Here is a 13,204-nt window from a genome sequence, read left to right as displayed (position 1 = left end):
CTGTGGAAGATAAATCCATGTCAAGACGTAAATTCATAAAAGCATTGGGAGCGTTTGGAGCAGTGGCGGCTGTGGGTCCGGCCTTTATTGGTCCGGTAAAACAGGTATTTAATGGCGTTTGGTATGATGAGGGTCACGGCTCTGGGACAGATTATCAGGATTACGGCGCTGAAGATGTTATTTTTTCAACATGTGAACAATGCAACACGTATTGTACCATTAAAGCTTATATCACTGCAGGAAAGAAAGAAGGTCCTTATTCCACAGTCATTCGTAAACTTGCAGGAAATCAGTATAGCCCGTTAAATATGGTGCCATTTGGCGCAATTGCATACGCAACGCCGGTGGATGAAGCTGTCAAAGGGAATGGCGATGTGAAGCGCGGTGGACGTGGCGCCCGCGGTGGACGCATTTGTTTGAAAGGACAGGCCGGAATCCAGACCGCTTATGATCCTTACCGGGTGAAAGATCCACTTAAACGCGTTGGACCAAGAGGCAGCGGTAAATGGAAAGTGGTCAGCTGGGATGAAGCTTATGATGAGATTGTCAATGGCAGCGAAGATCTAGGGTCACCTGGTTTAAAAGAACTCTCTGCATATGTATCTGAAGAAGGTGTCATGGCTGATTGGGATAAAGTAAAATCAGGCACGATGACGCAAGAGACTTTTGACTCGAAATATCAAGAGGTTCTTGTAGATACAAAACATCCGGATTTTGGACCAAAAGTAAATCAAGTGACCTTCATGGTTGGAGATCGTCGTGATTTTGTGCAACGGTTTATCTCTAACAGTCTTGGCAGTAAAAACTACTATCATCACGGTGGTGTCTGTGGTATCAGCTCTGTTATTGGTAATGTCCGATCTTATTCAGGTGAGAAAAAGAAGAAACGTCAGTATGCTGACATAGAAAACACGCTCTTTTTACTTGTTTGGGGGACCAACCCCATGGTGGCAAACAAAGGACCGACATGGCTGGCACCAAAGTTAACAAACGCCATTAAGGACGGCATGCAAATGGCTGTGGTAGACCCGCGCTTCAGTAAAACTGCCGAAAAGGCTCACATCTGGGCTCCCGTTAAACCAGGTACGGATGCAGCGCTTGCTTTAGCAATTGGACGCACCATAATTGAGAACAACTGGCATGATACAGTTTATCTCACAAACCCGAACGGAGAGGCTGCTCAAGCCGACAATGAGCCGACCTGGAGTGATGCCAGCCATTTGGTTAACTTAAGTGATCCTAAACGGCCGAAAGTACGGGCGAGCGATTTAGGCATAGGCAGTGAAGAACAATTTGTCGTAATTGAAAACGGCAGTCCTGTTCCACATGACAAAGCTTCCGAGGGTACGCTTGAGGTTGATACAACCCTTAAAGGAATCAAGGTGAAATCAGCTTTTCAGTTGTATAAAGAACGCACGATGGAAAAGTCAGTCGAAGCTTACAGTAAAATCACAACGATACCCAAAGCTCAAATTATCCAGATTGCTAGACAATTTACTTCATACGGTAAACGTGCATCAATTCTTGCTTATCGTGGCCCAGCCATGCACGTAAATGGATATTATACTCAACGTTTGATCGCAAGTTTAAACCATCTGATCGGCTCTTATGACTGGAAAGGCGGCAACATTACAACAGGTGTCTTTTATCAGGAATTTGAAGGGCGCTATGATCTAAATACAGTTCCAAATGGGAAACAACCTTGGGGGATTCCAACAGGCCGGAACGGAGTCAAATATGAAACAACAAGTTTATTTGAAAAAGACGGCTATCCTGCTAAGCGGCCATGGTTTCCATACAGTCCGCAAACAGTCGGTGATGTGCTTCCAAGTGCGGTGAATAAATATCCTTATCCGATCAAGGCATTGATCACGCATAGGATGTCACCTGTTTTATCTGCACCAAACGGCCAGATCCAGGAGCTCGCTCTGAAGGATCCAGATGTCCTGCCACTATTCGTAGCATCTGACGTGCAAATTGGAGATACGAGTAAATATGCCGATTTTATTCTGCCGGATACTGTTTATTTAGAACGGTGGGGAAGAGAGGCTATTTATCCCAACATTACAACCAAATTAGCGAGCATTTACCAGCCTGTAACAAGAGTCTATCCGAATGTGCGGTCGTTTGAAAACAGCATTATCGAAATAGCCAAACGGATGGATTTGCCAGGCTATGGGAAAAATGCTTTTACAGATGGAAGTTCGCTTGATATTGAAGAGGACTATTATATTAAACGCGTAGCCAATATAGCGTTTGACGAAACCCCCGTACCAGATGCTGATGCAAGAGAACTTGAAATCTTTACCAGAGCTCGAACTAAAGCATTGGGTAACTATTTTGACGAAGCACGATGGCGGCAAGCCGTTAAACCAGAGGAGTGGAAAAAAGTTGTATATGTGTTGAATCGGGGCGGACGTTTTGAAGAAGCCGGCAATGAGTATATAAATAATCATATTAAATACGGTTTCAGCGGGCAGGCCAACTTTTATGATGAAGGTGTGGCAGCAGGCAAAAACTCATACGATGGTCAATCTTTTGAGGGGATGCCTTTTTATGAAGAAATTAAAACGTTTGATAGAAAGCCGATTAAGCCCAAACAACCGCTCCAATTTATAAACTGGAAAGCCAGGAACATGGGCACATACAGAAATGTTAGTTCGGCATGGTTAAGAGAAGTGCGCTCTGACAATTATATATGGATGAATAAAGTCGATGCATCTATCAGAGGCATTAAAACCGGTGATACTGTTAAAATAATGAATGACAGCATAACCCTTGAAGGAACAGTTTATGTAACAGGAGGTATTGCCCCAGGTGTTGTGGGCAGTGCGTATAATATGGGGCAACAGGGCTACGGCGTAAATCGACAAACAATTAATGGACAAAAGCAAGCGAAACTGCCTGAATACAATCATACGCCATTTAACTTTAAACAGCCCTTTCATGAAGATGACGGCTACCCTGGCAGTCGAAGTGACGGGTTTCCGGTTAATAAGCTGACAGCAATGGATCACTCCTTAAAAGACGGAGCGATTTATGATGAAATAGGCGGTGCTCCTGGACAACTCGACATGTTTGTTGATATAAAGAAAGTATAGGTCTATCAATATTGGGAGGTGTTGTGTATGGTTGAAACAACACTTGAAGAAGCATATGGGAAATTACTGTTAAGTGACTTGTTTACGCATATCTGGTTTGGCGATTGGGAGGCGTATGAAACCGCTATTGAACAAATCCCGGAGGAACTTGTAATGGAATTACCCTTTACAGACCATTATATTAGAGAAGAAACAGCACTATGGCGTGATAATTACTTCCAGATACCTGGAGAATATTTTATTCCGCCTTATTTATCAAGTTATTTCGGGAAAGATGAAAAAGAGCAGGAACGTGCACGGCAAGAAGTTCTTTGTCTAGTGGGGGATTATGATAAATTTGGCTTTTATTATCCACTTGAGCAAAATGAATTCCCTGATCATTTCGGGAGTGTGACAGCTTTCATCACAGCTGCATTAAAATCAGAAATAAAAGCACACGAAGAAGGTGATGCTGAATTGGCAAGCCAGTTACACAACTTTCGACATCATATTTACACAACTTATTTGCAGAAAGGTATTGCAAGTATGATGACTCAGTGCGAAAATAGAGTGTCAGATCCTTTTTTCAAAGCTTTTCTCACTTTTTATCAACAGAGTATGGAAGATATAGCCAAATAATCCAGATGTTAAAATCTACTAAGGAGTGATTTAAATGGGCGGCTTAGCAAGCATTGGTATACCAGGGTTGATTTTGATTCTTGTGTTGGCACTGATTATATTTGGACCGTCAAAACTGCCTGAGATCGGAAAGGCAGCAGGCAGCACTTTAAAAGAGTTCAAAAAAGCAACCAACGAAGTCATGAATGACGATCAGCAGGACGAACACAACGAAACGAAACAGTCATAATAAAACAGCCAGAGCTTGATTGACCAAAGCTCTGGCTGTTTTAATGGATGTTGCAGATATCGAGCGGGCAATCCCCACAATTAATGGCCGTTTTGAGATAATCGAGGTCGTGAATCGTGATATAGCCTCTTGCAGCTGATATGACTTTTTTTCGCTTGAGTTCGCTCATCAAGCGATTAATGCTTTCCCGCGATGTCCCACAAAAATCAGCGAGGTTTTGGTCGGTCATGCGATTGGTAATTTTAATTGTCCTACCGTCAAAATATCCGTAGCTGTTGGCAAGTCTGATTAGAGTGGAGTATAGTGCCCCTTTCTTCCCAAACATGACAAGATCACGAAAACGTGTTTGATCACGCCTGGCATACTCACTCATAAGCTGGATGAACTCTAGAGCGAGTGTGCCATTTTGCAAGAGGTTTTCTTTTAAAACGTTTTTGGAAATAACGGCAACGTTACCATCAGTTAACATTTGTGCATTTAAAATATGAGTGACGTCATCTTCAATCAAAGAAAGTTCACCAACCAGATCCCCCGGAACACTGTGCCGAAGTGTCAACTCATTGCCATCGTTGGATAATTTGCTGATTTTAACTTGTCCGGCTTTAAGCAGGAAAAGCTTTTCGCTTTCATCACCTTCACGAAACAAGTAGGCATCTTTTTCAAATGTTTCAAACGCCTCTGCCTGATCAAACAACACATTTAGTCCCGACCACAATTGCTCTGTTTTCAAATGACACCCCTCCAACCGCAGCCCCAAAAGGTACTTTAATAACATGGTAGCATACTTAGGAAAGAAAACCCATGGACTCTCCGGAAATGTTGCAGATTAGTCAAAACATACTTGTACACATGATTTGACCTTCTTATGAATACTCTTTATTGGGAGGGAAATTTCATGGTAGAAGCGATATTACGTATGTTCACTGGTGAAGATAAAGCCGCAGCCGTTCTAGCCAATCCATTGATTGAGCTGATCTTCACCATTTTATTTATTTTATTTGCTGCTGCGGTTTTCATTCATATGATCATTTACTTTAAACTGAAACAGATTAAACAGGACCGCGATCGCATGCTTAAAGAACCGCTCAGCACAGTGAAAAAGGATTTTGAAAACCGTGGAACAATCGAGGCTGGTCATGTTGAGACATTTGTTCAAGAGAAGTTTTCCGAGTGGCGTATGTTCGGTATGCCGGTTATTAATTTGATTAAACTTGTTCAAATGACCGTATCTGTATTTATTTTAATCGGTGTTCTGGGAACCTTTATCGGTCTTGCTCTTTCTCTTGGCAGCATCAATGCGGGTGGCGATCAACTGGTTGAAAATGTTGCAAGTGTATTGGCAGGAATAGATGTAGCGTTTTATACAAGCATTGCCGGAATGGGTTTCTCCCTGATTATGACCGTTTTAACGAAAGCGATGAATACCGAATATATGTTGACTGATATCATGCTTAAAGTCGAATCCGAGCTGGAAGGTCAGAAGGGAAATGGAGAAACACAGCTGATTAGCGTATCGGAACAAATCCGGGATGCCGTAGATCAGCTGCGCGAATCCAATGCCCAGTCTCTTGGTCAGGTTGTGAACGCATTTGATGGCTTTCAGGCATATACAGCCAGCCTTGAACAATCTGCTAAAGATCTGGCTCAATTTAATGAAGGCTTAAGCCACAATCTTGAGGAATTTGAAGCCCTATTCCACAACATGAAACAAGTGACGGAAGGATTTCAGGAAGGGACTAGTCAGTTAAACGATAATTTTGCTTCCTTGTTTGCCTATTTTAAAAAGAACGATGCCAAACAAGAACGTCTTGTCCATACATTTGAAAACATTCATGAAAAAATAAGTGCAGCAGCAGATACACAAAAAGAATCTTTGGAACATGTGCAAAGTTCAGTAGGTAACTTGGAATCATTCATGAACAATGCCGTTAATCAGCAATCAGTGATCCAATCGTCTTTTGAACGTATTCACACCCATACTGAGACACTTGTCAAACAGATGGAAGCACAGAATAAGAATTTTAAAGATATATTTGGTCACAATGTCAGTCATCAGTTGGGGAGTATAATCAACCAGTTGGCAGATTTCAGTAAGGGTTTTGAACACATGCGGCATGTCTTCCTCAAGCTGCCTGAAACGCTCGATGCTATTAATCGCACGCAGGATGAATATAGACATTTGCTGTCAGGTCGATTTGAGGAAATCAGGGCCTTCGAGCAAACCTTCAGTGATCATTTACGGTCTCATAATGAATCGTCACGGACATTTGAACAGAATATGCAAACTGCAAATCAGACTTATGAGCAGATGACCAGGCATAACCATCAGGTGATTAAAGATATGAACCATCTTCTCTCAGATATCAGGCAGGGGCAGGAAAATCGTGAGAACAGGATCGAAGGCTCTTTGGATGATCTTAAGAATTCATTGACATCTTTTTCCAATGCACTGGAATCAACAGTGGGTGATCGCTTGGATAAAGGGGTGCGCAGCTTGATTCAAACTACGGATACGTTGAATGATGGGATTCGCAAAGATTTAAAAGAATTAACCCGTGCGTCACAGGATATACAGCAAGCCAACTCGCGTAAGATAGAACAACTCCTCCAGGCGCTTACAGATGAGATCAATATGTTGAATCAACGGTTAAATACAGTGAGGCAGGAACCGGCACGAAACAGGGCTGTGACGGGGATGAGTTTGTATGAGGAATAAATACAACCGGTTATTCAAAGAAGAACAAAACGAAGGACATTTCTGGCCGTCTTTCACTGATTTATTAACGACTATTCTACTCTGTTTCATCTTGATTTTCATTAGTATGATGATCATTAAATCCCTGCAAATAGAAGAGATGAAACGGACAATTGACCAGATCATGGGGGTCAGAGCCAAGCTTGTCAGTGACTTGAAGGGAGAGTTCAGTGAATCTGATCTGGGAATTGAAGTGGATGAGAAGACGGGTGCGATTATTTTTAATACGGAAATTTTATTTGAATACAGTAAATCAGATTTAAAGCCTGCATCTCTCGATTTCCTGGATGAGTTTGTACCCAGATACTTGGACACCCTACTTGATAGCGGTTATGAAGACTATATTGCAGAGATTATTATAGAAGGTCACACCGACCAGAACGGGTCCTATTTATACAACCTGGAACTTGCTCAGGACCGGGCATACAGTGTTGCGGAATATGTACTCAGTGATCAATTTCCTTATCAGCACATACAGGAACATGTGAAAGAAAAATTAACCGTTAACAGTAAATCTTATACGGATTTTCGAACTGATGAAAGCGGAAAGTATAGTGCAGCAGCATCAAGGCGTGTAGAATTTAAATTCCGCTTGAAAGACGAAGAAATCCTTGAAAAAACACGGGAAATACTGGAGTAAGGGGAGCTGCGCAATGCAGCTCCCCTTATGGGTTATACTGTATTAAATAGACGTTCAAAATAGTGTGGAGCCTCGAGCATTTTAGGGCCGTACCACAGCATTTCACCATCGATTATGACGGGTATTGCTTTCGGTACCAGAGCCTTAAATTCATGAAGATGCTTCTCACGAAACGGAAAAGGCTCTGTGGCGAGTAAAATATAATTGAGTTCGGCATCATTCAATTCATCAATTGTAACTTCGGGGTAACGGGAGTCTCTGTTTATAAATGGATTAATCAAACCCATGGCATCAAGAGTGGACTGAATGTATGTATTGCCACCCACAACCATATAAGGATTTTGCCAAATAACGTAAGCCACTCTGCTTCCATCCATGCGGGGGAGAGACTGAAAAGCTGTGTGGATCTCCGCATTGAGTTCTGATGCTTTTTGTTTGCGATCTGTTACAGTACCAAGGTCTTCTACAATCTGGTAAACATCATGAATCTTTTGGATTTCAAAAACAAACACTGGGAAATATTGTTCAAGGATCTCAACCATTTCTTTCGTGTTTTCTTCTTTTTCTGCAATGATTAAATCAGGATTCAAGTCTTTGATGCGTTCCAATTTCATATCTTTAGTGCCACCAACGTTTACTGCATGTTTGACTTTGTCTTTCGGAAATTTACAGAAACGTGTTCGGCCAACGATCTGTTTCTCCAATCCTAAATGATACATTGTTTCCGTGATGGCAGGCACGAGTGAAACAATGCGTTGTGGGGGATCATCGTATTCGATTGTGCGTCCGAGATGATCGTTAATCTTTGCCAATAGACACCCTCCTCAAACTATACTTCTGTCTCCAGTTTAACCAAAGTGATCCCCATGCCACAAGAACAAAAACGGAAACGCCTTGGACACCCTCGAAAATCATAAGCAAGAACGTGTAGTGGCGGCCTTTGCCACGAAACGTTATTGCTTATGACTCGAGAGGTAGGGGTAGGCGTTGGAGCTGGACTAAAAAAGACACTTTCAGATCCTATTGGACCGGAAAGCGTCTTAAAAGTCGGGATGACAGGAATTGAACCTGCGACCCCTAGCACCCCATGCTAGTGCTCTACCAAGCTGAGCTACATCCCGTTTTAGAGTCGCGATACCTATTATAATGTAACCATCTTATAAATTCAATGGTTACTGAAATGAAAAGTGAGGAATTGACGTTTATGAATCAATTGTTTTGTTTGAGATCGAAGTGTGGTAGAATAAAGGAATTGTCCGTAACTGTTTCGTAAACAGAAATAAAATTTTGGAAGGAACAGACATTATGGCTGACTCAGGTACACAACCAATTAACAAAATACCAATTATGATTGTTCTAATATCAGGGGCGTTTGTTGCCATACTAAACCAAACGCTTCTTGGCACAGCATTGCCGCCGATTATGGAAGATCTCAATATCAGTGAAAGTACTGTTCAATGGCTGCAGTCGGTATTTATGCTGGTGAACGGGATTATGATTCCGGTTACCGCATTTTTAATTGAGCGCTTTACCACACGAAAACTTTTTATGAGTGCAATGGGCATTTTTGGTCTTGGCACGCTTGTGGCAGCTGTTGCTCCTGATTTTACTTTTTTAATGGCTGGACGTGTTTTGCAGGCAGCGGGGGCAGGGATTATGATGCCGCTGATGCAAACCATTTTATTCTTGATATTCCCCGTGAATAAGCGTGGCACAGCCATGGGGCTTTTCGGAATGGTTATTGCGTTTGCTCCGGCAATTGGACCAACACTGTCGGGCTGGCTTGTCCAACAATATCCTTGGAGAAGTTTGTTTTATGTCATCTTGCCGATTGTAGTGATCGATTTAATCGTTGCTTATTTCATTCTCAAAAACGTGACAAAACAAACCTTTCCGAGAGTGGATGTTTTGTCGATTACATTGTCCACACTCGGGTTTGGGGGCATATTATACGGATTTAGTACTGCGGGTAATTCTGGCTGGGGCAGCTGGTATGTTATTGTCTCCATCTTAGTTGGTATGATTACCCTTGTGTTGTTTATTTTAAGACAGCTTAAACTTGAAACGCCCATTCTTGAATTCAGGGTATTTAAAAATACGATTTTCACCTTAACAACCGCGCTTGGAATGGTATCCTTTGTAGCCATGATTGGTGCAGCTGTTGTTCTTCCGTTACTTATGCAGAACATGCTGGGCTTCTCTCCCCTTGAATCTGGTCTTGTGCTGATGCCAGGTGCGATTGTAATGGGTATTATGAACCCAATCACCGGACGGCTGTTTGATAAATTTGGTGCCAGATGGCTAACCGCTATCGGTCTATCGATCATGACAATTACCACGTTTATGTTTGCCTTCTTGACACCTGAAACGACATTTACTTATCTTGCTGTCGTAAATGCTGTTCGTATGTTTGGTATTGCTATGGTGATGATGCCTGTAACCACAGCAGGATTGAATCAGCTGACACCGGAACTGATACCACACGGTACTGCCATGAACAACACAATGCGCCAAGTTTCAGGAGCGATTGGAACGGCTTTGCTTGTTACGGTTATGGTGACACAGGCGAACCCGGATAATGGTGTAGCCGGTGCGGTGCACGGTGTAAACATTTCGTTTGTGGTAGCAGGGATCTTTTCTTTAGTTGGTCTCGTGCTCTCATTCTTTATTAAATTTCAAAGACCTGAACCTGAAACAACAGCTGACCGTTCTTAGAAATGGATGACACAATTCACCAATTGATCACAATTTCTTGATGAACTAGGACTTGTACTAAGGTTTTTGTATTTCCTGATTGCTCATTCATGTATAATACAAATGAATGTGAGGGTGGAAGATGAATCGTATATTATACTTTATTATTGTTGTATCGTTTCTGGATACTTTTATCCAATTACCCATTATTACGCCCTATGCCAGGGAACTCGGGGCATCTTATTTGCTGACAGGTGCTATTGTCGCTGTCTACTCGCTCGCTAATATGATTGGCAATATTTTTGGCGGCCACTGGATCGATCGGTTCGGCCGTAAAAAAATGCTCTACAGTGGCATGTTCGCTGTTGCGTTCGTCCTATTGTTTTATCCGCTTCCCCAAACAGGTGCGCAACTATTTTGGGTGCGTTTTTTCCATGGTTTGGCAGGTGGTGTTCTCATACCGGGGGCTTTTGCCTACGTGGGGGATCAGTCAAAATCTGAAAAACGAGGCAAAGTCATGGCGCTTACCGGAGCGAGTATTGGCACGGCAGCCATTGTCGGACCGGCACTCGGCGGAGGACTTTCTTCACTTGGCAGAATCAATTATGTGTTCTGGTTTGTAGCGGTGCTGTTTATCATTACTGGCATCTTAATTACAATTTTTGTCAAAGAAAGTCTTGTTTCTACGGACCGAGGCAAGGCTTCTCTTGCTCATTTTTTACCACTATTAAAAAAACGTCCGATTCTGCAGGCTTCGCTGGCAGCTTTGGCACTTATGATTTCTAATGGTACATTGGCATTTGCTTTGCCGATTAAAGTAACGGAAATGGGACTTACAAGTGCCGCAACTGGAATGCTATTAAGTACATATGGTGTTGTAGCATTAATTGTTTTCCTAACACCATTGAATCGGATGTATGACCGTTATTCACCAGTTATGCTTGTGGTGGCAGGGATTGCTACGATTGGTTTTGTACATGTGATGCTCAATATCATTAGCATCAGCTGGGCCGTTGTCTTACTGATGGTGGTGTATGGTGTCGGATTTGCACTTGTATTCCCATCGATGAATAAAATAATTGCTGATAGTTCATCAGCTATTGACCGTGGGAAGGCTTATGGAATCTTTTACGCGTTTTTTTCCTTGGGTGTTATTGCAGGATCGTTCGTTTCGGGTGCTACTGCAGAAGTGTTTGGCAAACCATTTTTGTCGAGTGCGGGTACCATGATTATCGTGGTCACAGCACTTTTAATCATTTCGAAAAAAGGTCAAGAAAAACAAATATAAATATGAAAAAAGGGGACTTCCTTTAGGGATGTCCCTTTTTTGCGTGTGCCAGGCATGCACACACTCTATAGGGTTAAAGTCCCGAATCGTGAAGGCAGTAGTAGCGATTAGCCAAGGACAAGGGTGTCCAGAGAAATCTGGAATCTGAAGGAAGTCTGCGGCAAATCTCCGCCCGAGGAACACGAACTTCATAGGGCTAGATGTACTTGGACGAGGCTGCGCAACAAGCCAAAACCCATACTGCCAAAGGGTGCATAAAGTAGATGAAGCGGGGACATGGGGAGGAAGGGTGTGTGCTTACCCTGGGAGGTCTGGCAGAAATGCACAACCCATTGTGTAACTGAGTACGTAAGTACTCACTGAACTGTCAGAAGTCAGCAGACGCCATAGTAATGGGGATATCTAGAGTTCCCATGAAGGGCTGAATCATTTAAGGAGAATTGTCGCTTCGCGTACGCAACACTTGATGAAGCAGAAACATATATCCTTCCTAATGGAGGAAACGGTGAATTCCGTGGGGGACATTAGAAGGGCTGAAAGTGATTGCCACACAAGAGGAGAGAACAATTCACGCAGGAGTTGGATATCATGTTGGATCGAATTCTATCACGGGAAAACTTAATAAACGCACTAAAACGCGTTGAACGCAATAAAGGCAGTCATGGTGTAGATGGAATGCCCGTACAAAACCTACGAGCGCATGTCATGAAACATTGGACAAGCCTGCGAAAAGAAATCCAAGAGGGGTCTTATCGTCCTCAACCTGTCCGTCGTGTCGAAATCCCGAAACCAAACGGCGGGAAGAGGAAGTTAGGCATCCCAACCGTGTTGGATAGATTCATCCAACAAGCAATTGCACAAGTTCTCACTGAAGAATACGACTCAACGTTCTCGAAACACAGTTATGGATTTAGACCAAACAAGCGAGGACATGATGCCGTAAGAGAAGCAAGGCAATACATGAAAGAAGGCTACCGTTGGGTCGTTGACATGGACCTAGAGAAATTCTTCGATAAAGTCAACCACGATCGTTTGATGCGCACATTGAACAAACGTATTGAGGACCCACATCTATTGAAGCTGATTCGAAGATACCTGCAGGCAGGTATTATGGAAGAGGGTTTAGTGCGTCCTAATACAGAAGGAGCTCCGCAAGGTGGTCCGCTCAGTCCACTACTTTCCAATATCGTCTTAGATGAGTTGGACAAGGAATTGGAGAAAAGAGGACTCCGTTTCGTCCGCTATGCGGACGACTGTAATATATACGTCAAATCAAGACGTGCAGGGTTGCGTGTAATGGAAAATATTACACAATTTATTGAAAATAAACTCAAGCTGAAGGTCAACGTAGAGAAAAGTGCGGTGGATCGCCCATGGAGACGTAAATTTCTGGGGTTTTCCTTCACGTTTCACAAAGATCACCCGAAAATCCGGATACCCAAAGAGAGTATCAAACGCTTCAAACAACGTGTCCGGGCTCTTACATCCAGAAGAAAATCCATGAATATGACAGATAGAATCGAGAAACTCAATCGATATTTGGTGGGCTGGCTTGGTTATTATCAACTGGCAGAAACGCCAACCACATTCAACAAACTGGATGCCTGGATTCGAAGAAGACTGCGAATGATTAGGTGGAAAGAATGGAAGCTAGTCAAAACGAAGTACAAGAATCTTGTGAAATACGGCGTGAAGAAAGAGAAAGCGTGGGAATGGGCCAACACAAGAAAGGCTTATTGGCGGATTGCCAAAAGCCCTATCTTGCATAAAGCCCTTGGTGACCAATACTGGTCAACCCAAGGGCTTAAGAGTCTGCTTAAACGATATCAAACGTTGCGTTGGACTTAAATGAAACCGCCGTATACGGAACCGTACGTAC

10 protein-coding genes and 1 tRNA gene are annotated in these 13,204 nt (G+C 42.8%); 8 read left to right on the top strand and 3 right to left on the bottom strand.

Annotation, left to right across the window (positions count from 1 at the left end; all coding sequences use genetic code 11):
• The first annotated feature begins 2 nt into the window (after nucleotides 1-2).
• Genes JNUCC1_RS00645 through tatA form a run of 3 tightly spaced genes read left to right on the top strand, consistent with a single transcriptional unit; the run spans nucleotide 3 to nucleotide 3,948 of the window.
• Nucleotides 3-3,101: a molybdopterin-dependent oxidoreductase gene (locus JNUCC1_RS00645; protein WP_331713539.1), complete on the top strand. Its 3,099-nt coding sequence runs from the start codon at nucleotides 3-5 to the stop codon at nucleotides 3,099-3,101.
• 27 nt (nucleotides 3,102-3,128) lie between these two features.
• On the top strand, nucleotides 3,129-3,719 hold the full coding sequence (locus JNUCC1_RS00640; protein ID WP_156643551.1) for a molecular chaperone TorD family protein: 591 nt from the start codon (nucleotides 3,129-3,131) through the stop codon (nucleotides 3,717-3,719).
• Between the two features lie 34 nt (nucleotides 3,720-3,753).
• A complete protein-coding gene (tatA, locus tag JNUCC1_RS00635) occupies nucleotides 3,754-3,948 on the top strand; it encodes a twin-arginine translocase TatA/TatE family subunit (protein WP_156643550.1) in 195 nt (64 codons plus the stop codon).
• A 40-nt stretch (nucleotides 3,949-3,988) separates the two neighbouring features.
• On the opposite strand, the gene JNUCC1_RS00630 is transcribed toward tatA, so the two are convergent.
• A complete protein-coding gene (locus JNUCC1_RS00630) occupies nucleotides 3,989-4,678 on the bottom strand; it encodes a Crp/Fnr family transcriptional regulator (protein ID WP_197431583.1) in 690 nt (229 codons plus the stop codon).
• 165 nt (nucleotides 4,679-4,843) lie between these two features.
• Here JNUCC1_RS00630 and JNUCC1_RS00625 point away from each other — a divergent pair, with 165 nt between their 5' ends.
• Entirely contained in the window at nucleotides 4,844-6,664 is a 1,821-nt protein-coding gene (locus JNUCC1_RS00625; protein WP_156643548.1) for a MotA/TolQ/ExbB proton channel family protein, read from the top strand.
• Nucleotides 6,654-7,343, top strand: a complete 690-nt coding sequence (locus JNUCC1_RS00620) for an OmpA family protein (RefSeq protein ID WP_156643547.1) — start codon at nucleotides 6,654-6,656, stop codon at nucleotides 7,341-7,343. The genes JNUCC1_RS00625 and JNUCC1_RS00620 overlap by 11 nt, the downstream gene beginning before the upstream one ends.
• A 32-nt stretch (nucleotides 7,344-7,375) precedes the next feature.
• On the opposite strand, the gene JNUCC1_RS00615 is transcribed toward JNUCC1_RS00620, so the two are convergent.
• Nucleotides 7,376-8,155, bottom strand: coding sequence for a helical backbone metal receptor (locus JNUCC1_RS00615; RefSeq protein ID WP_156643546.1), 780 nt, complete (start codon nucleotides 8,153-8,155; stop codon nucleotides 7,376-7,378).
• Between the two features lie 235 nt (nucleotides 8,156-8,390).
• Nucleotides 8,391-8,464 (bottom strand) — tRNA-Pro (locus JNUCC1_RS00610).
• A 184-nt stretch (nucleotides 8,465-8,648) separates the two neighbouring features.
• Between JNUCC1_RS00610 and JNUCC1_RS00605 the strand changes: the two genes are divergently transcribed.
• From JNUCC1_RS00605 to ltrA, 3 genes are all read left to right on the top strand, one after another.
• A complete protein-coding gene (locus JNUCC1_RS00605) occupies nucleotides 8,649-10,058 on the top strand; it encodes an MDR family MFS transporter (RefSeq protein WP_156643545.1) in 1,410 nt (469 codons plus the stop codon).
• Between the two features lie 121 nt (nucleotides 10,059-10,179).
• Nucleotides 10,180-11,325: an MFS transporter gene (locus tag JNUCC1_RS00600; protein ID WP_156643544.1), complete on the top strand. Its 1,146-nt coding sequence runs from the start codon at nucleotides 10,180-10,182 to the stop codon at nucleotides 11,323-11,325.
• Between the two features lie 588 nt (nucleotides 11,326-11,913).
• Nucleotides 11,914-13,173, top strand: a complete 1,260-nt coding sequence (gene ltrA / locus JNUCC1_RS00595; RefSeq protein WP_156643543.1) for a group II intron reverse transcriptase/maturase — start codon at nucleotides 11,914-11,916, stop codon at nucleotides 13,171-13,173.
• The last annotated feature ends 31 nt before the right edge of the window (nucleotides 13,174-13,204 follow it).

Origin of the sequence: Lentibacillus sp. JNUCC-1 (assembly GCF_009741735.1) — a bacterium.
Taxonomy (GTDB): domain Bacteria; phylum Bacillota; class Bacilli; order Bacillales; family Amphibacillaceae; genus Lentibacillus_B.
The sequence above is the reverse complement of the archived record's forward strand: the minus strand, read 5'-3'. Positions and strand labels throughout refer to the sequence as shown.